Origin of the sequence: Ruegeria sp. HKCCD7303 (assembly GCF_013111185.1) — a bacterium.
In the GTDB taxonomy this organism is placed as follows: domain Bacteria; phylum Pseudomonadota; class Alphaproteobacteria; order Rhodobacterales; family Rhodobacteraceae; genus Ruegeria.
The window spans coordinates 314,475-341,058 of sequence record NZ_WVRE01000002.1 but is presented as its reverse complement, the minus strand read 5'-3'; the positions used below and the strand labels follow the sequence as shown (position 1 = coordinate 341,058).

At 57.4% G+C, this 26,584-nt stretch carries 22 protein-coding genes and 1 tRNA gene; 15 read left to right on the top strand and 8 right to left on the bottom strand.

What is annotated here, in order from left to right; translation table 11 throughout:
• The first annotated feature begins 124 nt into the window (after nucleotides 1-124).
• Nucleotides 125-1,669, top strand: a complete 1,545-nt coding sequence (locus tag GS630_RS06275; RefSeq protein WP_171618963.1) for a trimethylamine methyltransferase family protein — start codon at nucleotides 125-127, stop codon at nucleotides 1,667-1,669.
• A 43-nt stretch (nucleotides 1,670-1,712) separates the two neighbouring features.
• On the opposite strand, the gene GS630_RS06270 is transcribed toward GS630_RS06275, so the two are convergent.
• Together GS630_RS06270 and GS630_RS06265 are read right to left on the bottom strand one after the other, a co-directional pair.
• Nucleotides 1,713-1,958 carry a hypothetical protein gene (locus GS630_RS06270; RefSeq protein WP_171173843.1) on the bottom strand — a complete coding sequence of 82 codons (246 nt, stop codon included), beginning with the start codon at nucleotides 1,956-1,958 and terminating at the stop codon, nucleotides 1,713-1,715.
• A gap of 541 nt (nucleotides 1,959-2,499) precedes the next feature.
• Nucleotides 2,500-6,120 carry a vitamin B12-dependent ribonucleotide reductase gene (locus GS630_RS06265; RefSeq protein ID WP_171173840.1) on the bottom strand — a complete coding sequence of 1,207 codons (3,621 nt, stop codon included), beginning with the start codon at nucleotides 6,118-6,120 and terminating at the stop codon, nucleotides 2,500-2,502.
• Between the two features lie 542 nt (nucleotides 6,121-6,662).
• Between GS630_RS06265 and GS630_RS06260 the strand changes: the two genes are divergently transcribed.
• Complete coding sequence (locus GS630_RS06260; protein WP_171711907.1) at nucleotides 6,663-7,097, top strand: hypothetical protein; 435 nt, start codon at nucleotides 6,663-6,665, stop codon at nucleotides 7,095-7,097.
• An 11-nt stretch (nucleotides 7,098-7,108) separates the two neighbouring features.
• On the opposite strand, the gene GS630_RS06255 is transcribed toward GS630_RS06260, so the two are convergent.
• The 4 genes from GS630_RS06255 to pdxH form a co-directional block, all read right to left on the bottom strand.
• Nucleotides 7,109-7,185 (bottom strand) — tRNA-Pro (locus GS630_RS06255).
• Between the two features lie 43 nt (nucleotides 7,186-7,228).
• The gene (locus tag GS630_RS06250; protein ID WP_171237630.1) at nucleotides 7,229-7,696 is read right to left on the bottom strand and encodes a DUF192 domain-containing protein; all 468 of its coding nucleotides are present in this window, start codon (nucleotides 7,694-7,696) and stop codon (nucleotides 7,229-7,231) included.
• A 6-nt stretch (nucleotides 7,697-7,702) separates the two neighbouring features.
• On the bottom strand, nucleotides 7,703-8,209 hold the full coding sequence (locus GS630_RS06245) for a cold-shock protein (RefSeq protein ID WP_174836485.1): 507 nt from the start codon (nucleotides 8,207-8,209) through the stop codon (nucleotides 7,703-7,705).
• Nucleotides 8,210-8,351: 142 nt separating this feature from the next.
• Nucleotides 8,352-8,957: a pyridoxamine 5'-phosphate oxidase gene (gene pdxH / locus GS630_RS06240; protein WP_171173832.1), complete on the bottom strand. Its 606-nt coding sequence runs from the start codon at nucleotides 8,955-8,957 to the stop codon at nucleotides 8,352-8,354.
• A 135-nt stretch (nucleotides 8,958-9,092) separates the two neighbouring features.
• Here pdxH and fabI point away from each other — a divergent pair, with 135 nt between their 5' ends.
• The 5 genes from fabI (at nucleotide 9,093) to trpE (ending at nucleotide 15,098) form a co-directional block, all read left to right on the top strand.
• Complete coding sequence (fabI, locus tag GS630_RS06235) at nucleotides 9,093-9,899, top strand: enoyl-ACP reductase FabI (protein WP_171237631.1); 807 nt, start codon at nucleotides 9,093-9,095, stop codon at nucleotides 9,897-9,899.
• 4 nt (nucleotides 9,900-9,903) lie between these two features.
• Nucleotides 9,904-10,413 carry a xanthine phosphoribosyltransferase gene (gpt, locus tag GS630_RS06230; protein WP_171237632.1) on the top strand — a complete coding sequence of 170 codons (510 nt, stop codon included), beginning with the start codon at nucleotides 9,904-9,906 and terminating at the stop codon, nucleotides 10,411-10,413.
• Nucleotides 10,414-10,477: 64 nt separating this feature from the next.
• Nucleotides 10,478-11,653, top strand: a complete 1,176-nt coding sequence (locus GS630_RS06225) for an aminotransferase (RefSeq protein WP_171618957.1) — start codon at nucleotides 10,478-10,480, stop codon at nucleotides 11,651-11,653.
• A gap of 80 nt (nucleotides 11,654-11,733) precedes the next feature.
• Nucleotides 11,734-13,575, top strand: coding sequence for a peptidylprolyl isomerase (locus GS630_RS06220; RefSeq protein ID WP_171173824.1), 1,842 nt, complete (start codon nucleotides 11,734-11,736; stop codon nucleotides 13,573-13,575).
• 11 nt (nucleotides 13,576-13,586) lie between these two features.
• Nucleotides 13,587-15,098: an anthranilate synthase component I gene (gene trpE, locus GS630_RS06215; RefSeq protein ID WP_171711905.1), complete on the top strand. Its 1,512-nt coding sequence runs from the start codon at nucleotides 13,587-13,589 to the stop codon at nucleotides 15,096-15,098.
• Between the two features lie 56 nt (nucleotides 15,099-15,154).
• Here the strand turns inward: trpE and GS630_RS06210 are convergent, their stop codons facing one another.
• A complete protein-coding gene (locus GS630_RS06210) occupies nucleotides 15,155-16,573 on the bottom strand; it encodes a divergent polysaccharide deacetylase family protein (protein WP_171618953.1) in 1,419 nt (472 codons plus the stop codon).
• A gap of 199 nt (nucleotides 16,574-16,772) precedes the next feature.
• Here GS630_RS06210 and GS630_RS06205 point away from each other — a divergent pair, with 199 nt between their 5' ends.
• From GS630_RS06205 to lexA, 6 genes are all read left to right on the top strand, one after another.
• Nucleotides 16,773-17,354, top strand: a complete 582-nt coding sequence (locus GS630_RS06205) for an aminodeoxychorismate/anthranilate synthase component II (protein ID WP_171176152.1) — start codon at nucleotides 16,773-16,775, stop codon at nucleotides 17,352-17,354.
• Nucleotides 17,351-18,370 carry an anthranilate phosphoribosyltransferase gene (gene trpD / locus GS630_RS06200; RefSeq protein WP_171173818.1) on the top strand — a complete coding sequence of 340 codons (1,020 nt, stop codon included), beginning with the start codon at nucleotides 17,351-17,353 and terminating at the stop codon, nucleotides 18,368-18,370. The genes GS630_RS06205 and trpD overlap by 4 nt, the downstream gene beginning before the upstream one ends.
• Nucleotides 18,367-19,179 carry an indole-3-glycerol phosphate synthase TrpC gene (trpC, locus tag GS630_RS06195; protein WP_171618951.1) on the top strand — a complete coding sequence of 271 codons (813 nt, stop codon included), beginning with the start codon at nucleotides 18,367-18,369 and terminating at the stop codon, nucleotides 19,177-19,179. Before trpD ends, trpC begins: the two co-directional genes overlap by 4 nt.
• Nucleotides 19,179-19,652, top strand: a complete 474-nt coding sequence (gene moaC, locus GS630_RS06190; protein ID WP_171173814.1) for a cyclic pyranopterin monophosphate synthase MoaC — start codon at nucleotides 19,179-19,181, stop codon at nucleotides 19,650-19,652. The genes trpC and moaC overlap by 1 nt, the downstream gene beginning before the upstream one ends.
• Nucleotides 19,649-20,821, top strand: coding sequence for a gephyrin-like molybdotransferase Glp (gene glp, locus GS630_RS06185; RefSeq protein ID WP_171234346.1), 1,173 nt, complete (start codon nucleotides 19,649-19,651; stop codon nucleotides 20,819-20,821). The genes moaC and glp overlap by 4 nt, the downstream gene beginning before the upstream one ends.
• Nucleotides 20,822-20,899: 78 nt before the next feature.
• Nucleotides 20,900-21,598: a transcriptional repressor LexA gene (gene lexA, locus GS630_RS06180; RefSeq protein ID WP_171173811.1), complete on the top strand. Its 699-nt coding sequence runs from the start codon at nucleotides 20,900-20,902 to the stop codon at nucleotides 21,596-21,598.
• Here the strand turns inward: lexA and GS630_RS06175 are convergent.
• Nucleotides 21,592-23,640, bottom strand: coding sequence for a ComEC/Rec2 family competence protein (locus tag GS630_RS06175; protein WP_171618949.1), 2,049 nt, complete (start codon nucleotides 23,638-23,640; stop codon nucleotides 21,592-21,594). The two genes, lexA and GS630_RS06175, sit on opposite strands and share 7 nt — an antisense overlap.
• A gap of 78 nt (nucleotides 23,641-23,718) precedes the next feature.
• Here GS630_RS06175 and gltX point away from each other — a divergent pair, with 78 nt between their 5' ends.
• Complete coding sequence (gene gltX / locus GS630_RS06170) at nucleotides 23,719-25,119, top strand: glutamate--tRNA ligase (protein ID WP_171619449.1); 1,401 nt, start codon at nucleotides 23,719-23,721, stop codon at nucleotides 25,117-25,119.
• A 122-nt stretch (nucleotides 25,120-25,241) separates the two neighbouring features.
• On the top strand, nucleotides 25,242-26,537 hold the full coding sequence (gene gltA / locus GS630_RS06165; protein ID WP_171173804.1) for a citrate synthase: 1,296 nt from the start codon (nucleotides 25,242-25,244) through the stop codon (nucleotides 26,535-26,537).
• Nucleotides 26,538-26,584 lie beyond the last annotated feature (47 nt).

Here is a 26,584-nt window from a genome sequence, read left to right as displayed (position 1 = left end):
ACCACGACTGGAAAATCAGCCTGATCAGCCGCACCATTGGTGCGGATCGTGGACGTGCCGCTCGGGGACGGCCGTAAGGGGATATTCCGCGCCCCAAAGCATCACTCAACAACCGGATCAAGACATGAACGACCAATCCCGCAACACGTCACGCAGCGGAGGCCGCGCTGCACGCCGTGCCGCCCGCGCAACGGCCCTGCCCGACCATCTTCGCCCCGTGCGCCCTGGAATGAAGGGCGGAGTTCTAAATGTTCTGACGCAGGCACAAATTGAACGTATTCACGAGGCCGCACTGACCGCGCTGGAAACCATCGGTCTGGCTGACGCCCCGCAAAGCGGTATCGACTACCTTGTAAATGCAGGCTGCACCTTTGGGGACGATGGACGCATTAGATTTCCACGCGCTTTGGTCGAGGACACTATCGCCAAAGCTAACCGCGCGGTTACATTGTACAGCCGTGATGGCAAAACCGATCTTGAGCTGTCAGGCACCAAAGTTCACTACGGCACTGCCGGCGCTGCCGTGTCCATGGTCGACGTGCATGGGCGGGAATACCGCGATTCAACTGTGCAGGACCTACACGATGCCGCGCGAATCTGCCAGCAACTTGATAACATTCACTTTGTTCAACGCCCTATGGTTTGCCGCGACATCGCCGACAACCTGGAAATGGACCTGAACACGATCTATGCTAGCTGTTCCGGCACTTTCAAACACATCGGGACATCGTTCACGGAACCCAGCCACGTCGCGCCCGCGATGGAGATGATCTACATGATCGCGGGTGGTGAGGATAAGTACCGCGAGCGGCCATTTGTATCGAATTCGAACTGCTTTGTGGTTCCCCCCATGAAGTTCGCCACTGAAAGCTGCGAAGTGATGGAGGAGTGCATCAAGGCCGGAATGCCTGTCCTGCTTCTTTCAGCCGGGATGGCCGGTGCCACAGCGCCGTCGACCATAGCCGGAGCCATCACTCAAGCGACCGCCGAATGCCTTGCCGGACTGGTTTACGTAAACGCCGTAAGTCCCGGAGCACCAGCCGTTTTTGGCACCTGGCCCTTTGGCTTGGACCTTCGGACAGGTGCGATGTCCATTGGGTCGGGCGAACAGGCGTTGCTGACGGCTGGATGCGCACAGATGCACCGGTTCTACAACCTACCCGGCGGAGCAGCAGCCGGAGCGTCGGATTCCAAACTTCCCGACATGCAGGCCGGGTGGGAACAGATGTGCTCGAACGTAATGGCGGGTCTGTCCGGTCTCAACATGGTCTACGAAGCGGCGGGCATGCACGCCTCTTTGTTGGGTTTCTGCTTTGAAAGCCTGATCCTCAGCGATGACCTGATCGGTCAGGCGCAGCGCTGCGTGCGGGGCATCGAAGTGAACGATGAAACCCTAGCTCTGGACCAGATGGCCGAGGTCTGCATGGGCGGCCCTGGTCACTATCTTGGAACGGAAGCTACGCTCAGCCGGATGCAAGCTGACTATGTCTATCCGGTTTTCGGCGACCGGTCTTCGCCAAAAGAATGGGTTGAGCTGGGCAAGCCCGATCTGATCGACAAGGCAACGGCGCGCAAGGAAGAAATTCTGTCTGCGCCATCCGAGGCCAAGTTCGATCCGCTGCTGGACATGGAACTGCGCGAAAAGTTCAAAATTCATCTGCCCACTTAGTGAGCGGAAGGGCGGCCCGAAACCAATCGGGCCACCCACGGATTTATCCATCGCTTGACGGAAGCAGCCCTGCCTCTTGCGCAACGGCCACTTCGTCAGCGTCCAACGCGCCATCACCATTGGCGTCCATCGCCGAGAAGGTATCGGCGTCTACATTCGGTGCGACAGCCTGAACTTCCTCGATGGTCAGAACGCCATCGCCATTGGCATCGGCTGTAGATTGGGCCGAGACCAGTCCCGGCAAGGTCAGAGCAGCGATGTAAATTCCAATCAAATACTGCGGTTTCATTTTTGGTGCCTCCTGATAGGTTGGTTTTGTTTTTGTCCGGACAAGCCCCAGAAACAACAAAGCCTCGCACCACGTCACCCCGCATAGCGCGACCAGCAGGGATTCGCGCCAATCCTTGCGTGTTTGACCGAGTCGGCATCGCAAAGTGCCGCCGAGCAAAATTCCGCCAGACCTGTATCGGCAGGTCTTGCCACACGCGCCGCGCACGATCTGGCGAAACACCGTTTAGAACAGCGACCGCGCGAAAAAAGAAAGGGGGCCGAAGCCCCCTGTCAGTTTCGCCTTCCAGGCTCATATCGTTGACCGCCCGGTGTTTTTTTGCCTGCGGCCTGGACTGCGCATGGGACGAGCGCACCCGCCCCGTGAAAGAGTGGGAGGGAGCAAATATTCCGCCCCACCCTGTTCCCGGCCAACACGGGCATGTCAGCCGAGTGGAGAAAGGTCATCAGGTAAGTCTTACGTCCTTTCTCCGTATTCGTCGGGGTCGGTTACCTAGGGCAGCGTCCGACCCCTACGCCCCGGGGTGCCAGGGCGTTAAAACTTAGCTACACCCGCTTGTCGCGCCGCAGGTGTTGCACTTCATGCAGGTGCCGTTGCGGACAAGCGTGTAGTTTCCGCATTCACCGCAGGGGTCACCTTCGTAACCCTGCATCTTGGCTTTGGTGCGGGCGTCCATTCCCGTGGCCACAGCATTTTCCGCAACGGGTGCCTCGAAAGCAGCGGCCGTTTCAGCCATACCGCCCAAGTCTGCCTGACCCGCATTGAACACGGCCAGATCCTGAGGCAGACGTTTGCGCAGATAGCCGGTCGAGCTGATTTGTTTCAGCACTTCCAACGACTTGGACGCAGCGCTTTCACTGATTTCCGAGATGTTCGATACACCTTCCTCTTCGCCCCGACCCAGATCGTCAAAGGTCGCGCCTTCTGGCTTCACATGGGCCAGATCGGTGCGGTCCAGGTAGGACACGGCCAATTCGCGGAAGATGTAATCAAGGATCGACGTCGCATTTTTGATCGAGTCGTTGCCCTGCACCATCCCTGCCGGTTCGAACTTGGTGAAGGTGAAGGCATCGACGAACTCTTCTAGCGGCACACCGTATTGAAGGCCGACCGACACGGCGATGGCGAAGTTGTTCATCATCGCCCGGAAGCCAGCGCCTTCCTTGTGCATGTCGATGAAGATCTCGCCCAGCTTGCCGTCTTCGAACTCACCAGTCCGCAGATAGACCTTGTGGCCGCCCACGATTGCCTTTTGGGTATAGCCCTTGCGGCGATGAGGAAGTTTTTCGCGATGGCTGCGGATCATTTCTTTGACCACAACCTTCTCGATCACTTTCTCGGCCAGAACAACGGCTTTTTCCTGCGTCGAGCCGCTTTCCAGCACCTCAGCCGCCTCGTCGTCATCCTCGACCAGCGCCGCTGCCAGAGGCTGCGACAGTTTCGAGCCGTCACGATAAAGCGCGTTGGCTTTCACACCCAGCGACCAGCTGAGTTCGTATGCCTTCTGGCAGTCCTCGATGGTCGCATCATTCGGCATGTTGATCGTCTTCGAGATCGCGCCCGAGATGAAGCTTTGCGCCGCCGCCATCATGGTGATGTGGCTATCAACCCCAAGGAAACGCTTGCCTTTCTTGCCGCACGGGTTGGCGCAGTCGAAGATCGCGTAGTGCTCTTCCTTCAGGTGCGGCGCGCCTTCCAGTGTCATGGTTCCGCAAACGTGGTCGTTGGCCGCGTCGATATCCGCTTTGGTGAAACCCAGATGGCGCAATAGGTCGAAGGTCGGGTCATTCAGCTTGGTCGCTGGAATGCCCAGAACGCCGGTGCAGAAATCCTCGCCCAGCGTCCACTGGTTAAAGACAAAGCGGATGTCGAAGGCGCTTTCCAGCGCGGCGTCCACCTTGGCCAGTTCATTGGGGCCAAAGCCATGACCGGTCAGCGAGGTGTGGTTGATCCCCGGCGCGTTGCCGATGGTGCCATGGCCGACTGCATAGCCCACGATCTCTTCGATCTGAGATGACGAATACCCCAGCTTTTCCAGCGCCGACGGCACCGAGCGGTTGATGATCTTGAAGTAGCCGCCGCCCGCGAGCTTCTTGAACTTGACCAGAGCAAAGTCCGGCTCGATCCCGGTTGTGTCGCAATCCATCACCAGACCGATGGTGCCGGTGGGCGCAATCACAGTGGCCTGTGCGTTGCGATAGCCGTTCTTCTCACCCAGGCTCAGCGCTTCATCCCAGGCCGACATGGCCAGATCGACCAAACGCTTGTCCGGGCAGTTACCGTGATCCAAAGGCACTGGCTTCACGGCCAGTTTTTCATAACCCTCGGTAACCCCCTGCGACGCGCGGCGGTGGTTGCGGATGACGCGCTGCATGTGGTCGGCATTGCGCTCGTACCCCTTGAACGGTCCCAGCTCACCAGCAATCTCGGCTGAGGTTGCATAAGCCACTCCAGTCATAATCGCGGTCAGCGCACCGCAGATCGCACGGCCTTCATCCGAGTCGTAGCTGTAGCCCATGTTCATCAGCAAGCCGCCGATATTGGCGTAGCCAAGACCCAGCGTACGGAAATCATAGGACAATTGTGCGATTTCCTTCGACGGGAACTGCGCCATCGTTACCGATATTTCCAGCGTCAGGGTCCACAGACGCGAGGCATGCATGTAATCCGCCGCCTGGAACTCACCATCCTTCAGAAAGGTCAGCAGGTTCATCGACGCCAGGTTACAAGCCGTATCGTCCAGGAACATATATTCCGAGCACGGGTTCGAGCCGCGAATCTCGCCGTCCTCGGGGCATGTGTGCCATTCGTTTACTGTGTCGTGAAACTGGATGCCTGGATCGGCACAGGCCCATGCGGCGTGACCGACCTTTTCCCACAGGTCACGTGCTTTGACGGTGCGGGCGACCTTGCCGTCGGTGCGGTTGATCAGTTCCCAATCGGCGTCCTTTTCGACAGCGGTCAGGAACGCATTGGTGACGCGGATCGAGTTGTTCGAGTTCTGACCCGAGACCGAGCTGTAAGCTTCGGAATCCCAATCTGTATCGTAGGTCGGGAATTCAATACTGTCATGGCCCTGCTTGGCGTAATCCAGAACACGCTTGATGTAAGTTTCTGGGATTGCAACCTTTTTCGCTTCGCGCACCGCCTTTTTCAAGGCGTCGTTTGCGTTCGGATCATATGCGTCGTCAGCAGATCCGTCCCACGAACGAATGGCCTCGAAAATACCGTTCAGCATCTTCTCGTGCATCTTCGATCCGGCAACAATCGAAGCCACTTTCTGCTCTTCGATCACCTTCCATTCGATGAACTGCTCGATGTCCGGGTGATCCGCATCAACGATCACCATCTTTGCTGCTCGACGGGTTGTCCCGCCTGATTTGATCGCGCCAGCAGCGCGGTCGCCTATCTTGAGGAAGCCCATCAAGCCCGAAGATTTGCCGCCACCTGACAGCGCTTCGCCTTCTGCGCGCAGATGGCTGAAGTTGGTACCGGTGCCCGAGCCGTACTTGAACAGGCGCGCCTCGCGCACCCACAGGTCCATGATGCCGCCTTCGTTCACCAGATCATCGTCGACAGACTGGATGAAGCACGCGTGCGGCTGCGGATGTTCGTAGGCGGATTTCGATTTCGTCAGCTTGCCGGTTTTGTAGTCGACATAGTGGTGCCCCTGCGCCGGACCGTCGATCCCATAGGCCCAATGCAGACCAGTGTTGAACCACTGCGGGCTGTTCGGAGCAGCACGCTGGGTCGCCAGCATGTAACGCATCTCGTCAAAATAGGCGCGCGCGTCTTCTTCATCCGAGAAATAGCCGCCTTTCCAGCCCCAATAGGCCCATGCACCTGCCAGACGGTCGAACACCTGCTTGGACGAAATTTCTCCGTCAAACTCCGCACCTTCGGCAGGTACCGAACGCCACAGGAATTCTGGAACGTCCCTTTCTTTGACCTTTTTCAGCTTGCTGGGAACACCTGCCTTGCGGAAGTATTTCTGAGCAATCACATCACTTGCCACCTGCGACCAGCTTGCGGGCACTTCGATGTTGTCCAGACGGAAAACAATCGTTCCATCCGGATTGCGGATTTCAGACGTTGCAGACACAAAATCCAGGTCCGAGTAGGCATCCTGATCTGGTTTGGTGAATTTTCTTTCAATCTTCATGTCCGCAGCCCTGGTTAAATTCCGCCCAATGTTCAGTTCCCGACACCAAATCTTGTGTTGCAGGGTGCCGCCCACAACGCCCAGAGTCTTACGGACAAGGGTATCGTTCGCTGTCAAAGACAGCGGAAAAACCGCAAAAACGGCGCACTTAAATTAGATGTGCTTTCCGACCCTCGCCTGCTGCCTCTTCCAGTTTGAACACCAGATATTGTGGCAATCTCTTCGGCTCATACAATTTGACGTATGAACCCATAGAAGGTCAACGCCCTTTTTCCGTCTTTTTTGAAATCTTTTTTGTTGACCTGAGAACGTTTCAAGTCCGCCACCCAATTGCGCGCGATTCCTCCACAGGATCATCCACGGCAAAATTCCGCCGAAACCTTTAAGTCTCAAAACGAATTCCCGTTTTTACCAGCATAGTTATCCGTGTTTGATCAACCAAGACGGTGCCGATTAAGCTGGCTGGGAATCAATTGCATTTCCTCGCAACCCATCGCGTTCACGAGTCGCCAGTTCGTTCAATTTTAAAAAGGTCCAACCCGATGAAGCTGTTAGCCTATAGCCTGATCCTGATCTGTATCGTGGCCTGCGCACCACAAGATGTGCCCATTGCATCACGCAGCGCACAGTTTGACACCTATCCCCAAAGATTGTTCGAAAGCTTCGAAACCAGTTGTACCGGGCCGGGGGAATCTTTTGAGAAAACAGGTAACCAGAAGTTCGAGTTTTACGAAATTCTGCCTGCAAAAGCATCCGCCTTTTTGATTCTGAACTATGACGGCAATCCACAGGACCTGCCGCAAAGCGTCACGCGCTTAACCTCGACCAAGAACACAGCGGGATACCGCGTGGATGCAAACGTGTTCTTTGAAGTTCCGCAGAAAGACGGATCCGTGATCGAAGTGCCTTTGGAAAGCCCCACCCTGGATCAATCGATCAGCAGGCTGTTTCAAGCCATGGGCGGATTGCCCTCATGATATTGAGGAAGTGGTCGGGGCGGCAGGATTCGAACCTACGACCCCCTGTACCCAAAACAGGTGCGCTACCAGACTGCGCCACGCCCCGGACCGTGCGCCTTCCTAACGATGCCAATCTGATTTGAAAAGCCCTAACAGGGCCAAATTGCAGGACCTTGCGAAAAAATTTCATGCTGCATCTGCGTGCCCGGCGTAATTGAATAGCGTGCGGACAGTCCGGCGTTGATTTCCAGCACTGCAAATACGGAATCTCCGCCTTCGATTGGGGTCAGATCACCGGGAATCGCCCCCTCATGCACCCGAGTAACTGTGCCAGTTCGATCCACGAAGATCATATCCAGCGGAATCAGTGTGTTCTTCATCCAGAAAGCTACGGGTTGCGGCGGGTCAAAAACAAACAGCATCCCGGATCGATTCGGAAGTGACTCGCGAAACATTAACCCTCGCGAACGCTCTTGCGGTGTCACCGCCAGTTCGATGTCAAATCGTACCGTCGCCGCGTCATTCCGCAAAGAAACCTGATCAGCGCGACACGCGGCAAACGCCCCACCTGCCCAAAGCGTAAAGAACAGGGTCAGAAGCGTCAGAAACCGTCCCATGAGAAATCAGCCGTCCAGTGCGGCTTCCCAAGCCAGCACCTGAGCTGCCATCCGGCCTCTTTTGCCATCAATTACACGCATGGCCAACGCTTCGCCCGGTTGAAGGTCAGCGAGGCCTGACCGGCGCAGAACTTCTATATGAAGGAAGACATCTTCGCCCCGACCAAAGACGTTCGCAAAACCGAATCCCTTGCCTTTGTCGAACCACTTAACCCGTGCCGCTTCCAACGGGGCCTCGGCAATAACCACCGGGTCCAGTTCGGCAAAATCGGCCAACATCATCGAGTCGGTTCGTTCCGGAGGATCAATCGCAACGACCTCAACCGCCTGAACACCACGGTCCGTGCGATGAGTCATGATTTCAATCCCCGCGCCATCGGCGACAGAACTCTGGCCGAAATTGCGCAACACATTCACGTGCAACAGGATGTCCGGACCACCTTCGTCGGACACGACAAATCCGTACCCCTTGGCGGGATCGAACCATTTAACGTGTCCACGAACGCGATACATATTGTTCAGGTCTTCTGGCACGGTTTTCCCATCGCGAATTTTAGCCGTTCGTTAAGGGTTTGTTGTTTATGGGAATGGCAGGCAATTTCAAGCTGAAAAAACTGTTTATTTTCGGTCTGTTGCATTTCACGACACGTGAACGTCATGGATTCAACCTTTCCACATGCCATACCGATCCCGGCTCATTACGCTTCCATCTGAACCGGTCATGAAGGCGGAATGCCCCGTCGGCCCAGAATTCAATTTCAGTAGGCGTCAATCGGTACCCGCCCCAAAACGGTGGGCGGGGGGGATTCGGACCCAGCTTAGCAGTCACCTTGGCCACCTCAGCCATCAAGGCTGTACGGCTTGATAGGGGTTGAGATTGCTTCGACGCCCAGGCCCCCAAACGGCTCTTCAGCGACCTCGATGCGTAATATTCATCCGCCTGAGGCCCATCTTCGCGGGTGATTGTACCACGAACACGCAATTGTCGCCGCAAAGATTTCCAATGCATGACAAATGCGGCCTTCCCGGCGGCATCCAGTTCGGTGGCCTTTGCGCTTTCGTAGTTCGTATAAAACACAAACGAATCCGCTTCGATTTCCTTGAGCAGAACCATACGCGCGTTCGGCAAACCATCCGAGTCGACGGTGGCCAGCGCGATCGCATTGGGATCGTTCAATTCTGTCTTTTCAGCCTCGGCAAGCCACCGGCCCGCTATTTCAAACGGATCGGAGCCAGCAAATATGCCATCACGCTCGGTCATTTCCATCCCCTGGAAAGTATTAAAGACGAACCTAAGGCGAGAACCCGCTGCGAGCAAGAGCGCACGGCCTTGAAGCAACGCTACCAATGGCATAAACCAACTCAACACATCGCGAAGACAGGCGGAGAACCACACATGTCAAATCAGTTGATGGCCGGCAAACGCGGCCTCATCATGGGACTGGCCAATGACAAATCAATCGCATGGGGAATCGCCCGCGCCTTGTCCGATGCCGGGGCCGAGCTTGCTTTTTCCTATCAGGGCGATGCTTTGAAAAAGCGCGTCGACCCGCTGGCCGCCCAATTGGGCAGTGAAATCGTTCTGCCCTGTGATGTCAGCGACGAGGCGTCGATCGATGCGCTATTCACCGCGCTGGAAGAAAAATGGGGCAAACTGGACTTTGTGGTTCATGCCATCGGCTTCTCTGACAAAAATGAGTTGCGCGGACGTTATGTCGATACCAGCCGGGCGAACTTCAAACTGACCATGGATGTGTCGGTCTATTCGTTCACCGCCGTGATGCAACGCGCCGAAAAGATGATGGGCGAAGGCGGCAGCGCCGTCACCCTGACCTACTATGGTGCCGAGCAAGTCATGCCGCATTACAATGTAATGGGCGTCGCCAAAGCCGCACTTGAAGCGTCGGTAAAGTATCTGGCCGAGGATCTGGGCAAAGACGGCATCCGAGTCAACTCGATCTCTGCCGGTCCGATCAAGACGCTGGCGGCCAGCGGCATCGGCGATTTCCGCTATATCATGAAGTGGAACGAATATAACTCGCCCCTGCGTCGCAACGTGACCATCGACGATGTGGGCAAGTCAGCCCTTTACCTGCTGTCTGATCTGTCCAGCGGCGTGACCGGAGAAAATCTGCACGTAGATTCGGGTTATCACATTGTCGGCATGAAGGCCGTCGATGCACCTGACGTGGAAAAGGGCTGATATCATGAGCGCCAAAGACCGCCTGCCCCACGAAAAAGGCTTTCACATCAGCTGGGATCAAATCCATCGCGATTCGCGCGCTTTGGCTTGGCGGCTTGACGGGCAAGGCCCTGAAAATGGTGCCTGGCGCGCAGTGGTGGCTATCACGCGCGGCGGTATGGCCCCCGCGATGATCGTCAGCCGCGAATTGGACATCCGCACCGTCGATACGATCAGCGTGCGGTCTTATCACCATCAAGAACAAGGCGAGGCCGAAGTTTTGAAGGCACCCGACGCGGATCTGATGGGCGACGGAACTGGCGTTCTGATCATCGACGACCTGGTAGACAGCGGTAAAACACTGGAACTGGTCCGCAAAATGTACCCCAACGCGCATTTCGCGACGGTTTATGCGAAACCCAAGGGCCGCCCGATGGTAGATACGTTCATCACCGAGGTCAGTCAGGACACGTGGATCTTCTTCCCCTGGGACATGGCGTTGCAATATGTCGAACCCTATCGTGGGACAGACTAACCTCTTTTCTGCTCTCAAATACTTAGAAGCGTGAGGCGGAGCCTCGCATAAAGACTGGCACACCATGACCCAGACTCGCACAAGCGCCACTTTCCCTCCTCCGGTGATGGAGGCGCGACGATGGGTCGAAGGTGCCAACTTTCCTGCAGACCGCCCACTGATCAATGTCAGCCAGGCCGCGCCGGTTGACCCGCCTCCGCTTGCTCTGCGACAGGCAATGGCAGATTTTGCCGTGCAGGAAGACAACGCGCATTTATATGGGCCGGTCTTGGGGAACGACGATCTTCGCACAGAATTGGCGGCCCAGATCAGCGCGCACTACGCCGGGCGCGTTGACGCGTCTCAGACCGCCATCACCTCGGGCTGTAATCAGGCATTCTCGGCCGTGATCTCGGCAATCACCGATGAGGATGATGAAGTGATTCTGCCAACGCCATGGTATTTCAACCATAAAATGTGGTTGGACATGGCTGGGGTGAAGGCTGTGGACCTCCCAACCGGAGATGACCTGCTACCCGATCCAGAGAAGGCGCGCGCTCTGATTACCGAAAAAACACGCGCCATCGCCCTGGTCACACCGAACAACCCCGGCGGCGTGGAATACCCTTCCGATCTGGTCCGCGCGTTTTTTGACCTTGCACGCGACTGCGGTCTTCGCCTGATCGTGGACGAAACCTATCGCGATTTCGATAGCCGCAGCGGCCCGCCCCACGATCTGTTCCAACAACCGGCTTGGGATGAGACGCTTGTTCATCTCTATTCCTTCTCTAAAGCCTATCGCCTGACAGGCCACCGAGTTGGTGCGATAGCCACAAGCCGTTCTCTTCTGGCCGAGGTCGAGAAATTCCTCGACACTGTTGCCATTTGCCCTGGCCAAATCGGCCAGTTTGCAGCCCTATGGGGGATGCAGAACCTATCACAATGGCTTGCGGGTGAACGAGACGAAATTCTCGACCGCAGAGCCGCAATTAAAGATGGAATGCCCGCCCTTGAGGCCCAAGGATGGCGTCTTTTGGGGCTTGGGGCGTATTTTGCTTACCTCGAACACCCTTTCGATATGCCGTCAGACGAATTGGCACGCCGTTTGGTGACTGAGGCAGGCGTGCTGCTGTTGCCCGGCACCATGTTCATGCCCGCCCATGACCCCGCCGGAAAACGGCAAGTCCGTGTAGCATTCGCCAATCTGGACCGTGCGGGATTGGGTCAATTGTTCGACCGGTTGCAGGGCCTGTCCTTCTAAGCTTGCCCCTCGGCGGTGTGCGTCGTATTCAGGGCCGCAACCGACAGGGCAGAACGCTGCCGCAATAACAAGAGGGCACCATGGCCGCAGGCGCTAAAAGTCTTTCTAAAACCTTTGTCTGGATTCTGATGGGCCTGCTGATGCTGGGCCTTGCGGGATTTGGCGCCACCAATCTCAGCGGTACGGTCCGAACCGTCGCACATGTGGGTGACGAAAGCATCTCGGTCGATGAGTATGTGCGCGAGTTGCAGCGCGAAATCCGCGCGGTTGAGGCACAAACCGGCCAGCCATTGCAGATGTCGCAGGCACGCGAGTTGGGGCTTGATCAGAATGCCCTCGCCCGTCTGACGGCATTGGCGGCATTGGACAACGAAGTCGGCCAACTGGGTATTTCCATCGGGGACGAGAACCTACAGCAAGACATCGTCGCGATCCCGGCCTTCCAGGGTGTGGACGGCAGCTTTGACCGTGAAGCCTATCGTTTTCAGCTGGAACAGATCGGCATGACCGATTCCGAGTTCGAAACAGATTTGCGCAAGGAATCGGCGCGTACGATCGTTCAGGGCGCGATCATGGGCGGCGTCGAAATGCCAGCCACTCTGACGGATACGATGACGGATTACATCGGCGCCCGGCGCAGCTTTACGGTGGCCACCGTCGGGACCGAAGCATTGGAATCCTCGATTGCCGATCCGACCGAGGCGCAGATTCAGGCTTATTATGATGAAAACGGTGCTCTGTTCACACTGCCCCGCACCAAGCAACTGACCTATGCGATCCTGTCCCCTGCGATGCTGATCGACAGTGTCGAGGTGGATCAGGACGCCCTGCGCGCGCTCTATGATAGCCGGTCTGCTGAGTTCAACCAGCCCGCACGCCGCTTGGTTGAGCGCTTGAATTTCCCGGACGAGGCAGCTGCAAGCGAAGCTAAGGCCCAGCTTGAGGTGGGTGGCACTACCTTTGAACAGCTGGTCCGCGACCGCGATCTCGAATTGAACGACATCGATCTGGGCGACGTGACGCGTGAGGATCTGGGCGAAGCTGCGGATGCTGTATTTGCGGCCGATCTGGATGCTGTTGTTGGCCCGTTGCCGTCGGTATTTGGTCCGGCCCTTTTCCGGATCAACGGATCTCTGGCAGCCAACAATGTGCCCTTCGAAGAAGCTGAACCGGCCTTGCGGGAAGAGCTGGCGGCCGAGCGTGCGCGCCGCCTGATCGAGGCGCAGTCCGAAGATATCAACGACATGCTTGCTGGCGGCGCTACACTGGAAGAACTGGCGGATGAGACCGAAATGGAGCTGGGTCAGATCGACTGGACCCGCGAAAGTTCAGATGAAATCGCCGCCTATGACGGGTTCCGCGTCGCAGCCGAAGCTGTGCAGGAAGGTGATTTCCCGGAAATCGCATTCCTCGAAGATGGGTCGATCTTTGCCCTGCGCCTGAACGAGGTTCTGCCGCGTCGCCCCGAGCCGCTGGACAGCGCGCGTGATCGCGTGGCCGCCGCGTGGCTTCAAGCCGAAACAAACAAGGCGCTGGAAGAACGGGCCAATGCGGTTCTGACACAGCTTGCAACAGATGGTGACTTTACCGCCACCGGCCTGCCCTTCCGTGTTGAAAATGCCCTGACCCGCACGGCGTTTCTGGATGACGTTCCTGCGGATTTCATGAACGAAGTGTTTCAGATGGAACCTGGCGAATTGCGTGTCATTGGTGGCAACGGCGCAGCGTTGCTGGTGCGCCTGGATGAAGTTCTGCCTCCGGCAGATACAGACGAGCTTCGCCAACTGCGTGAAGCCCTTTCCGCTCAGATGAATCAGGCCCTGTCACAGAATATTTTCAACGCTTATGTGCGCGATGCACAGACACGCGCGCGTCCGGTCGTCGACCAACAGGCGCTGAATGCCGTGCAATCGAGCTTTTAAACGAGACCGAAATGGCACTGACACCCGAATTCGACACCTTCGCGCGCGCTTATGAAGCGGGCGAAAATCAGGTGGTCTACACACGGCTTGCCGCTGATCTTGACACGCCCGTGTCACTGATGCTCAAGCTGACGGGCGCACAGAAAGATGCGTTCATGCTGGAATCCGTAACCGGCGGCGAAGTTCGTGGCCGTTACTCGATCATCGGTATGAAACCCGACCTGATCTGGCGGTGTCGCGGTGACGCGTCCGAGTTGAACCGCTCTGCCCGGTTCGATTCCGAGGCGTTCTCGGCCCAAGACGGCAACCCGATGGACAACCTGCGCGCTTTGCTGGCCGAAAGCCGCATCGACCTGCCGGATGACCTGCCTCAGGCTGCAGCCGGGCTGTTTGGATATTTGGGCTATGACATGGTCCGGCTGGTGGAATACCTGCCAGACGTAAACCCTGACCCTCTGGGCCTGCCCGATGCGATTATGCTGCGCCCTTCCGTCATCGCCGTGTTGGATGGTGTTAAAGGCGAAGTGACCGTGGTTTCACCAGCTTGGGCCAGCGACGGTCAATCCGCCAAGGCTGCGTATGCACAAGCCGCCGAACGTGTGATGGATGCGGTTCGCGATCTGGAACGTGCGATGCCTGCGGAAACCCGCGATCTTGGGGACGCGCGCGAAGTTTCACCGCCCGTGTCGAACTTTACCAAGTCCGGCTATATGGAAGCCGTTGAAAAGGCCAAGGAATACATCCGCGCGGGTGATATTTTCCAGGTTGTCCCGGCGCAGCGCTGGACGCAGGAATTTCCGCTGCCACCCTTTGCGCTCTATCGGTCGCTGCGGCGCACCAACCCGTCGCCTTTCATGTTCTATTTCAACTTCGGCGGCTTTCAGGTTGTGGGTGCAAGCCCCGAGATTCTGGTGCGCGTGTTCGGCAGTGAAGTCACCATTCGTCCCATCGCCGGAACCCGTCCCCGTGGCGCGACGCCGGAAGAAGACAAGGCAAACGAACTGGATCTGCTGGCCGACAAGAAAGAGCTGGCCGAGCACCTGATGCTGCTGGATCTGGGCCGCAACGATACCGGACGCGTGGCCAAGATTGGCACGGTGCGCCCGACTGAAGAGTTCATCATAGAACGTTACAGCCACGTAATGCATATTGTGTCAAACGTGGTGGGTGAACTTGCCGAAGACAAAGACGCGCTGGACGCGTTCTTTGCCGGGATGCCAGCGGGCACAGTGTCTGGCGCGCCCAAAGTGCGCGCGATGGAAATCATCGACGAGCTGGAGCCCGAAAAACGCGGCGTCTATGGCGGTGGCGTGGGGTATTTCAGCGCGGGCGGCGACATGGACATGTGTATCGCGCTGCGCACCGCAATTGTGAAAGATCAAAAGCTTTATATTCAGGCAGGCGGCGGCGTTGTTTATGACAGCGATCCAGAAGCCGAATTCATGGAAACCGTCCATAAATCCAACGCGATACGACGCGCTGCGGCGGATGCCGCGCGTTTCACCGGAAACGGAAACAGCTAAACGCAAAAGGGCGGCAGATCAAAAGATCGCCGCCCTCATTTTCTGTTTTATGCCAGTCACTGTACCTGTTTCATCATGACCGCAGAAATCGGCGCCATGGCGACGCGGCTGCCACGGTCTTCCAACCCCCAAAGCAACAATGCTGAAATCGTTTCGGGACGGACCCGCCCCAACATGACCACAGCACCTTCCTGCCCGGCGCGGAACGCGGCCTGATCCAGAAAACGACGCATGACCTTCGAATCCTGACGCGCACCATCGATGTCACGGAACACGACACCCGAAGGGGTTCCGTTTCGGGCCGCGAGTTTTTGAACGGTGTTCAACCCATTGTCCTGCGTGATCAATCCCCGGCCAGTTCCGGCAGCAATTTCCGCAACTTGATCGGCCAACTTGCGATTGCCGTGAATGCCGCTGTCTACCCCTTCCAGAATACCAACGGTTTCGGGCAGAGTATCCAGCCAGACCGACAGGGACACCTCGGCGTCCTGAGCGGTTGCGGCCTCAGGCAAATCAGCAAGCGCCATGACTTCGAACCCGGCCGCGCGGTGCCGCGCCATTTTTTCCGCCGCATCAGGATCGGACGGGTTAACGGCAAAGCTGATTGGATAGGGAAAGTCTTGCAGCGCTTCGACACCAAACGCGCCCTCATCATCGATCAGAATGATGGACATCAAGGGCTTGGCCTCGGGGTTTTCGAACTTCGCGGCATAGCGTTCGATCGGCTTGCCCGCTGGTGCCGCTTCTTCTGCCGAGGCTTGCTCGACCACTGGCTCATCATCCCGTTCGGTCAAAGGAACAACGCGTTTTCCAATCGTTGAGCTGACTGGTACTTCCTGTTCGCCGCCGATCTGCGGCAATGCCGCGATACGCGGCAACTTGCGCGGAAGAATTTCTTCATCCCCTTCCACCGCAATCGGACTGCTTTCAAACGGATTTACCTCTTCAGTGTCCACCGTCGTTTGAGGCAATGGGTCTTGTTCCGGCTCGACAAGCGCGACTTCGGTTGTCTGGGGCTCTTCCACGGGAGGGGTCGGTGTATCGTCGATTACGGCTGGCTCTGCCTCGTCCTGCGGAGCCGCAGGTGCAAGGCTGGGTTCTGGCGGCGCTGCAGGCGCTTCGGTCACAACTGACACTTCAGTCGCAACCGCGGCCTCTGGTTGGTCCACGGCCTCAGCCGCTGCGCCCACTTCTGGTTGCGTGTCCGAAGACGATTCAAGCCCGGACAAGTCAGCCAGATCCTCGGTTGAGTCATCGGCGGCTTCCAGCCCACGCGGAGCCAATTCCACCACATCGGCATCGGAAACCGCTTCGGCCACCTCAGTCGGTGCTTCAGGTGCTTCGGAAATTACCGGAGCCGGTGCTTCGGTTACAACAACCGGCGTATTGACCATCGGCGTCTTGAGCGACACGATCACGCCCAGGATCAAAACAACGATCGCCCCGGCGACCATTCCTCCGAAAAATCCGCCCATTTTTTCTGCCTTTCGCCTCTTTTCTCTGCCTCGTCCAGCTCTGCGCCATCTGGTGTGGCGCTCGGCCAATTGAACGCGTCAGAAACGGTATGTCCTCTTGACGCTGCCGCCCAAGCCTGAGCATGTATGTGCGGACATTATACCGTGGCCCGGGGCTGCATCGCCAGCCTGAAATGCCCAAGTGAAGATAAGTGCCCATATGCTGCTGCTGATCGACAACTACGACTCGTTTACCTACAATTTGGTACATTATTTAGGCGAACTTGGTGCCGAAATGGTTATTCGCCGAAATGATGCGCTTGATGTACAGGAAGCGATGGCTATGAACCCCGCCGGTATCCTGCTAAGCCCCGGCCCCTGCGACCCGGATCAGGCCGGGATTTGCTTGGCGCTGACTGAAGCCGCCGCAGAAACCAAAACACCATTGCTGGGGGTTTGTTTGGGGCATCAGACCATCGGTCAGGTTTTTGGCGGCAAAGTAGTGCGCTGTCACGAGATTGTTCATGGCAAGATGGGCACGATGCAACACACCGGAAAAGGTGTTTTTGCTGGTCTGCCCTCACCCTTTGAAGCGACCCGCTATCATTCGCTGATTGTTGAGCGTGAATCCCTGCCCGACTGTCTTGAGATCACGGCTGAATTGGAAGACGGCACCATCATGGGGCTGCAGCACAAGGAACTGCCCATACATGGCGTTCAATTCCACCCGGAATCCATCGCCTCCGAGCATGGCCACGCCCTGCTCAAGAACTTCCTACAAGAACTGAAAGTCCCCGCATGAGCGACGCGCTGAAACCGCTGATCGGAGCTTCGGCCGATCGTCCATTGACTCGTGACGAAGCTGAAAAAGCCTTTGCCATCCTGTTTGATGGCGAAGCCACGCCCAGCCAGATCGGTGGGCTTTTGATGGCCATGCGCACACGTGGTGAAACCGTCGATGAATACGCCGCTGCCGCCGCTGTGATGCGGGCAAAGTGCAACGCCGTCAAAGCTCCGGACGGAGCGATGGACATCGTGGGCACAGGCGGCGACGGCAAAGGCACACTGAACATCTCGACCGCGACGGCTTTTGTGGTTGCCGGTGCCGGTGTCACCGTTGCCAAGCATGGCAATCGGAACCTCAGTTCGAAATCAGGAGCAGCCGATGCCCTGGGTCAGATGGGCATCAACGTCATGGTTGGCCCCCAAGTTGTTGAAGATGCTCTAAAAGAAGTTGGAATTGGGTTCATGATGGCACCGATGCATCACCCGGCCATTGCCCACGTAATGCCATCACGCCAGGAACTGGGCACGCGTACAATCTTTAACATCCTTGGCCCCCTGACCAACCCCGCAGGCGTCAAGCGGCAATTGACCGGCGCGTTCAGTCGCGACCTGATCCGACCAATGGCCGAAACGCTTGGTCTGCTGGGCTCAGACCGCGCGTGGCTGGTGCATGGATCGGACGGGACGGATGAACTCACGATCACGGGAATCAGCTGGGTCGCTGCGCTGGAAGATGACACGATCAAAGAGGTCGAACTGCACCCCGAAGACGCAGGTCTGCCGGTACATCCGTTCGAAGACATTATCGGCGGCACACCAGAAGAGAACGCCGTCGCATTCCGCGCTCTGTTGGACGGTGCCCCATCCGCTTATCGCGATGCAGTACTGTTGAATTCGGCTGCCGCTTTGGTCGTCGCCGAAGCGGCAAGCGATCTGCGCGACGGTGTCGCCATGGCCGCCCAAAGCATCGACAGCGGCAAAGCCAAAGAAAAAATCGCCGCTCTGGCACGCAAGACACAGGAAGCCGCATGACCGAAACCGTTCTGGACAAGATCAAAGCCTACAAACTGGAAGAGGTCGCAGCCGACAAAGCACAGAAATCCCTGGAAACACTGGAGAGCGAAGCACGGGCCGCATCGGAAACCCGTGGCTTTGCCACAGCTTTGCAATCCGCGTCGCGGCAAGGCTATGGCCTGATTGCCGAGGTCAAGAAAGCCAGCCCGTCCAAGGGTCTGATCCGTCCGGATTTCGACCCGCCTGTACTGGCCAAAGCCTATGAGGGTGGTGGTGCTGCGTGTTTGTCCGTGCTGACCGACACCCCAAGCTTTCAGGGCGCAAAGGAATATCTGACGCAGGCGCGCGAGGCGACTTCGCTGCCCGCTTTGCGCAAGGATTTCATGTATGACCCCTATCAGGTGATCGAAGCCCGCGCCTTGGGCGCCGATTGCATTTTGATCATCATGGCTTCGGTCAGTGATGATCAGGCGGCTGAACTGGAACAAACTGCCTTTGATTGGGGTATGGATGTTCTGATCGAAGTGCATGACGAAGCGGAACTGGAAAGAGCCACCCAGTTGAAAAGCCCGTTGATCGGCATCAACAACCGCAATCTCAAGACCTTCGAGACAACATTGGACACCACGCGACGCCTGTCCAAGCTGGTACCAGCGAACCGCACAATTGTTTGCGAAAGCGGCCTGGGAACACCGGATGATCTGAAGGACATTGCGCGCTATGGTGCACGGTGCTTCCTGATTGGTGAAAGCCTGATGCGGCAGGATGATGTTGAAGCCGCCACGCGTCATATCCTGTCCAACCCTCTGATCCCCGGAGTGATGTGATGCCGCTGACCCATTTTGACGCTCAAGGTCAGGCGCATATGGTCGATGTGTCGGACAAAGACGTGACAGACCGTGTCGCCGTTGCTGCCGGGCACATTAGGATGGCGCCGGAAACCTTTGAAATCATTTCTGAAGGCCGCGCGAAAAAGGGCGACGTTCTGGGCATCGCCCGTCTGGCGGGCATCATGGGCGCAAAGAAGACGCCCGACTTGATCCCGTTGTGTCACCCTCTTCCAATCACCAAAGTGGCGGTTGAACTGACCCTTGATCCTGATTTGCCGGGTGTTCAGATCGAGGCCACGGTCAAGACCTCGGGACAGACCGGTGTTGAGATGGAAGCCCTAACCGCAGTCTCAACCGCGGCTTTGACAGTGTATGACATGACAAAGGCCGTCGATAAGGCGATGGAGATTGGCGGAATCCGCGTTCTCTTGAAAGATGGCGGTAAATCAGGGCGTTACGAGGCGAAATGATCACAGTCGAAGAGGCGCGCGCCCTGCTGTTCGATCTGGTGGGGGTTTTACCTTCGGAAGAGGTTCCTCTGGCACAGTCCGCCGGGCGTGTATTGGCGCGGGATGTTGTGGCGGGGCGGAACCAACCGCCCTTCGCGGCATCGTCGATGGATGGATATGCCGTAAAGGCCGCCGAAGTTGAGCTGCACGCCATGTTCAAGGTGGTCGGAGAATCCGCGGCTGGCCATCGCTTTGATGGCCAGGTCGGTCCCGGTCAGGCGGTGCGCATTTTCACCGGTGCGCCAGTGCCCGAGGGCGCGGATTTTGTGATCATTCAGGAAGACACAGATCGACGTGGTGACCTGATCACGATCACCGACGAACCCGGCCCCAAAACCAATATCCGGCCAGCTGGCGTAGATTTTGAAATCGGCACATCCATTTCAGCACCACGTTTGATCCGGGCCGAAGATGTGGCTCTTATGGCCGCAATGAACACTCCCCGCGTTACGGTTGCGCGCAAACCGGTGATTGCACTTATCTCCACCGGCGACGAGTTGGTGATGCCCGGAGAAGAGCCGGGCCCAGATCAGATCATTGCCTCCAACACATTCGGTTTGCAGGCGCTGCTTGAAGGTCTGGGTGCGTCGGTACGCGTTCTGCCCATTGCGCGCGATACCGTTCCCTCGCTTGAAACTGCATTTGGCTTGGCGCACGGGGCCGATCTTGTCGTCACAATCGGTGGCGCTTCGGTTGGTGACTATGACCTTGTCGCAGATGTCTCGCAGGGTTTGGGGATGGAGCGGTCGTTCTACAAGATCCGAATGCGTCCCGGAAAACCACTGATGGCCGGTCGTATCGGCGAAACGGCTATGGTGGGCTTGCCCGGCAACCCGGTCAGCGCCATGGTGTGCGGGTATCTGTTTCTAGCACCGATGGTGCGCCGGATGCTTGGCCTGGACGACGTGGTTCCGACTTTCCGTACAGCGCAGCTCACGGCTCCCTTGTCGGAAAACGGACCGCGAGAGCACTACATGCGCGCAGTTCTAAGCGACACGGGCATCGAAGCCTCTGCAGATCAAGATAGCTCGCTTCTCAGCGTTCTGGCTCAAGCAAATGCGCTTTTGGTCCGACAACCGCACGATCCCGCCCGTGAAATCGGGGAAACGGTTCAGTACCTGCCGATCTGAGATGTTCTCAAATCCGTTGACACAAAACGTGAACATGCGTAGAACAAAAGAAAACGCATGAGCGACGAGGTGTGAGCGATGCTGACCAAGAAGCAATTGGATTTGCTGGAATTCATCCACAAACGCGTGCAGGCGGACGGTGTTCCGCCCAGTTTCGACGAAATGAAGGCCGCGCTTGATCTGCGGTCGAAATCCGGCATCCACAGATTGATCACCGCTCTGGAAGAACGCGGGTTTATCCGCCGCCTTGCCCATCGCGCCCGCGCGATTGAGATCGTGAAACTTCCCGAAAGCCTAGGTGGCGAACCCACAGCCGGGTTTACGCCGCGGGTTATCGAAGGTGACAAACCGGAAGGTCGCCGCCCCGCGAATGTGGAACCCGTTTCAGTCGACGCGCTGGAACTGCCGGTCATGGGTCGGATTGCGGCTGGTGTTCCCATTGAGGCCATCAGCCATGTCTCGCACCATGTCGCCGTCCCCGGCCCCATGGTCTCCGGCAAGGGCGAGCATTACGCGTTAGAGGTTCGTGGAGACTCGATGATCGACGCGGGTATCAACGACGGTGATGTAGTGGTGATCCGGGAAACGTCGACAGCAGATAACGGCGACATCGTGGTTGCCTTGGTCGAGGATCAGGAAGCGACGTTGAAGCGGTATTTCCGCCGGGGCAATGCCATCGCGCTTGAAGCTGCCAACCCGGTCTACGAAACGCGCGTTCTGCCCGAAGAAAAGGTCAAGGTTCAAGGCCGCCTTGTTGGCTTGATCCGGACTTACTGATCCTGCTTGGACGGAAGGTCCCCGGTCGCGTTTGGGGACCAAAGCCTTTGCCCCGTTAGCTCGGCACTTGATATCAGCTTTCCGTTTAGAACAGACAAGCTGCCGGTTTCGTACAAGCGATCGGGGTCAAAGACCCCGCACGGCCCCTGCAAATTCAGAGCCACAGCAGAGACGATGATCTGGTTTGCCTTGCATTCGTCAAACCCGTTTGCAGCCCTTTTGCCAGTCAGGTGGATAATCTCCTGATCTTTCATCAGGTAGCGCTGGATTGCGTTCGTCTCGGGCCATCTGAGCGCGGCCTGAACCTGATCGACACCATCCCCGTCATTCTCAAGCCAAACAGTTGCGACAAACCCGCTGCCTTTGCCTTTGCTCAACGCGCGCCCCTGTTCCGTCATCACGCCGACCAAACCTCCGGTTTCGGCGATCAGGGCGTCGGGGCGTTGCCCCGCAGTCCACAGCAGAAAGCCCGCCAAAATCGGGCACATCCCAATCCACTTTGCGTGTCCCTGCCACAGCGCGATCCACAAAACGCCCAGGGCGATAACAGGCAGAACGTACCACGGCGGGCTGACCACATAACCTTGTGCGCCATGCAGATTCGAAACCCAATGTGACACCGTCAAAATCCACTGCAATGCCCACCCCATCACTGTCAGGGGAATCGTCTCAAGCCCCAGAGGAGCCAATAGCGCGGCGACAACCGCCGCTGGAACAACACACAAACCCATAACCGGAACAGAGAGCAGATTTGCCAAAAGACCGTAGTGCGACATGGTATTGAAATGCGCGGCACCGATCGGAGCCGTCGCAAGCCCGGCAATGGCCGAGGACATCAGCACGCCAACCACCGGCTTAATCCATTTCGGTCCAGGCAAGGGACCCACTTCGCGCAGCGCCCCGAACACGGCGACCAGAGCTGTGGTTGCTGCAAATGACATCTGGAATCCCGGACTTAACAGGGATTCCGGCCTGAGGAGCAGAACGATCACCGCCGCAACCGCCACGGCGCGGAGAGAGATCGCCCGGCGGTCGATCAGCACCGCTCCCAGCATGACCGTAACCATGACAAAGGCACGTTCGGTCGCGACATTTCCGCCGGACAACATCAGGTAGACAGTCGCCGCGCACAAGGCGCAGACAGCGGCAACTTTTCGCACAGGCAAGCGCAGCGCAAGCGCCGGGAGTAACGACAGACAGATGCGGCAAGCCACAAATACGAATCCCGTCAGCAGCCCCATATGCAGCCCCGAGATTGCCAGCAGATGTGCAAGGTTCGATGCGCGCAGCGACGATAGCGTATCTTGCCCCATACCACTGCGATCCCCGGTGGTTACTGCTGCTGCAAAGCCACCAATTTCACCAGGTAGTATTTCCTTCACGCGCTGCGATATGGCCATTCGGATTGCGGTTATCCGAACGCCCTCGATCCCGTCCGAAGCTGGTGCGATGGTAAGAACAGGAACGCGGGTGTACCCCACCGCGCCTAAACTCTGGAACCAGGCGTGACGGCGGAAATCGAACCCGCCGGGTTCTACGGGCCCTTGTGGTGGAGACAGATGCGCCGTCGTCATAATCCTCTGCCCCGGTGCAATAGGTCCGGTTGGGGCATGAACAGAAAGACGGACGCGCTGCGGCCTTCGCTCCTGCGGCACGTCCCCTATGCGCACCTGATCAAGCGTCAACCGCAACGCATCCGAGGCAGACCGATCCATGGCGACGACCCTCCCCTCGATAGGGCCATAATACCGCCATGACAGAACCGGTTCTGCCACCATATGGGCGCGAACACCTGCCAGGCAGAAACCAGCAGCGATCAACGCCCCCCCGATGGCCAACGACCCCACCCCCGGCGCAAGCCAGCGGCGCGCAAAGGCGAAAGCCAAGCATAGACAAACCAGACCAGCGTAGGCCGGCATGGCAGGTTCTGCCCGGATGCCGAAATACAGGCCAATCCCGGTTGCCAGCATCACCGGCGTCCATGGGAACATGTACCCAGTCTGGTGCAGCAGCGCGGCCTCAACCCGTGCAAGAACACGCATGGTTGCCCCCGTCCTTCGGGCTCGTTAGACAGGCGTCAAACTATGCCAGATACGGTTACCAAAAGGTTAATCCCCACCATGTCCGACCAGGTCGTCACCCGTTTTGCCCCTTCACCTACAGGTTTTCTGCATATTGGCGGCGCGCGTACCGCGTTGTTTAACTGGCTTTATGCACGGGGTCGTGGCGGCAAGTTCCTGCTTCGGATTGAAGACACCGACCGCGAACGCTCGACACCTGAAGCGACTGCCGCGATCCTGCAAGGTATGGCATGGCTGGGTCTGGACCATGACGGCGACGTAATCAGCCAGTTCGAAGGGGCGGCCCGCCACGCCGAGGTTGCGCATCAATTGCTGGCCGAAGGCAAGGCTTACAAGTGCTTCTCGACACAGGAAGAAATTGCTGCCTTTCGCGAACAGGCGCGGGCCGAAGGTAAATCAACCCTGTTCCGCAGCCCGTGGCGCGACGCTGATCCGGCAACACATCCTGATGCGCCATTTGTCATTCGCATCAAAGCCCCGCAAGACGGAGCGACAGTGATCCGCGATCAGGTGCAAGGCGATGTTACCGTTCGAAACGATCAGCTGGACGACATGATCCTGCTGCGATCGGATGGCACGCCGGTCTACATGTTGGCGGTGGTGGTCGACGATTACGACATGGGCGTCACCCACGTTATTCGCGGCGACGATCACCTGAATAACGCGGCACGCCAGATGATGATTTACGAGGCGATGGGCTGGAACGTTCCAGTGTGGGCACACATCCCGCTGATTCATGGACCCGACGGCAAGAAACTGTCGAAGCGCCATGGCGCACTGGGCGCGCAGGAATACCAGGCCATGGGCTATCCCGCGGCTGGAATGCGCAATTACCTGGCGCGTTTAGGCTGGAGTCACGGTGATGACGAATTCTTCACGGATGCGCAGGCAAAAGAGTGGTTCGATCTGGACGGAATCGGTAAAAGCCCGGCCCGTTTCGATCTGAAAAAGCTGGAAAATCTCTGCGGACAGCATATTGCAATCTCAGATGATGCTGCGCTGCGGCGGGAAATTGAAGATTACCTCGCGGCAGCGAACCTTCCTGCTCTCACTTCGACACAATCCAGTGATCTGGAACGTGCGATGTATTGCCTCAAGGATCGGGCGCGTACTTTCCCAGAACTCCTTGAAAAAGCGCATTTTGTGCTAACCCAACGCCCAATTGTCCCGGATGAGAAGGCGGAGAAGGCGCTGTCATCTGTATCCGATGGTATACTGTCGGAATTGACGCCGCAGCTGCAAAATGCTAGCTGGTCCCGGAACGAACTGGAGGAGGCCCTGAATTCCTTTGCCGAGTCAAAGGAGCTCAAGTTCGGCAAGCTGGCGGGTCCGCTACGGGCCGCACTGGCAGGCCGGGCCGTTACACCTTCGGTTTTTGACATGATGCTGGTGCTAGGGCGGGATGAAACCTTGGCGCGGCTTTCTGAGGCAGCGAAATAAACCCAATCTTCATAGTCGGGTAACGCTGCTCCGCTAACACCCGGATTGCGCGTTCGCGCGCAATCGTTGCCCGTATCGCCGGAGGTCTGTCCGGCGTGCGCATGATTGAAGAAGGGACGACTATGACTGACAGCAACAAAACAGCCACTCTGACTGTTCACGGCAAAGAATACGAGTTGCCAGTTCATTCCCCGACCGCCGGCCCTGATGTTGTTGATATTCGCAAGCTATACGGACAAGCCGGGGTTTTCACCTACGATCCAGGCTTCACCTCGACCGCTAGCTGCGACAGCACCATCACCTATATCGACGGCGAAAAAGGTGAGCTGCTGCATCGGGGTTATCCGATCGACCAATTGGCCGAGAAATCGCACTTTCTCGAAGTTTGCTATTTGTTGCTTTATGGGGAACTACCTGCGGCAAAGGATCTGGAAAAGTTCGAAACCACGATCACCCGTCACACCATGCTGCACGAGCAGATGCAGTATTTCTATCGCGGTTTCCGCCGAGATGCGCATCCGATGGCCATCATGGTCGGTGTTGTCGGGGCAATGTCGGCCTTCTATCACGATTCGACCGATATCTCGGACCCGCACCAGCGCGAGGTTGCCTCGCACCGTCTGATCGCCAAGATGCCGACAATTGCGGCCTGGGCCTACAAATACCACATCGGTCAGCCGTTCGTTTACCCGCGCAACGACCTGGACTACGCGTCGAATTTCCTGCGCATGTGTTTTGCCGTTCCCGCCGAGGATTATGAGGTCAACCCGATCCTCAGCCGCGCGATGGACCGGATTTTGACTCTGCACGCGGATCACGAACAGAACGCTTCGACCTCGACCGTGCGTCTGGCATCGTCCTCGGGTGCGAACCCGTTCGCTTGCATCGCAGCCGGTGTTGCGTGCTTGTGGGGTCCTGCCCACGGGGGCGCCAACCAGGCATGTCTTGAAATGCTGGAAGAGATCGGCACCGTTGATCGCATTCCCGAATATATCGCCCGCGCCAAGGATAAAGACGATCCGTTCCGTCTTATGGGCTTTGGTCACCGTGTCTACAAAAATTTCGACCCGCGTGCCAAAGTGATGAAACAGTCGGCAGACGAAGTTCTTGACCTGTTGGGCATTGACGACAATCCCAAGCTTCAGGTCGCTAAAGAACTGGAAAAAGAAGCGCTGGAAGATCCGTATTTCGCCGAAAAGAAACTGTTCCCGAATGTCGATTTCTATTCTGGGATCATTCTTGAGGCGATGGGCTTCCCAACATCCATGTTTACGCCGATCTTCGCTCTGTCGCGCACAGTAGGCTGGGTCAGCCAGTGGAAAGAGATGATTGCCGATCCTCAGAACAAGATCGGTCGCCCGCGTCAGCTGTATCTGGGCGAGACACTGCGGGATTACGTGGATATCGAAAACCGCTGATTCTCCAAACTTCGACAAATATTTAAGACCCTGGTTTAACCAGGGTC